Origin of the sequence: Corynebacterium sp. c3Ub_189, from assembly GCF_039907195.1 — a bacterium.
GTDB lineage: Bacteria > Actinomycetota > Actinomycetes > Mycobacteriales > Mycobacteriaceae > Corynebacterium.
Genome location: NZ_JASBOF010000077.1, coordinates 1 through 372, shown reverse-complemented (window position 1 = coordinate 372; position 372 = coordinate 1). Strand labels below are relative to the sequence as shown.

Below are 372 nucleotides of genomic sequence, written 5' to 3'. Positions count from 1 at the left end.
GGGGGTGTTCCTATATAGGTTGTCAACTCCGTGGGTGGGCTTGTTGGTGGTGTGAAGGGTTTCTGCTTCGTCTCGTAGATGTTGTTTTGGGTACCTTGAGGAGCCGGTTGGGCTTGCTGTGCAATCGGCTTGGATGGGGGTCTGGTGGCTTTAGGCTGCTGCGGCCTTCTGGATTGTGGGGATGTCTCGGTAGTGCTCGCCGTTTCGCATCATGGCGAAGAGGACGTTGAGGCGTCGGCGTGCGAGTGCGACGACTGCGGCGTTGTGTCTTTTGTCGTCTTTGCGTTTTCGTTCATAGAATTGCCGGGAACGCTCGTGGAATCTGATCGATGCAAAAGACGATTGCCATAGGGCGTTCTTTAATTTTTGTTG

General features: G+C 54.0%; 1 pseudogene. It reads right to left on the bottom strand.

Annotation, left to right across the window (positions count from 1 at the left end):
• Nucleotides 1-150: 150 nt before the first annotated feature.
• Nucleotides 151-372, bottom strand: a pseudogene (locus tag QKD99_RS11585) (IS110 family transposase); the annotation flags it as partial.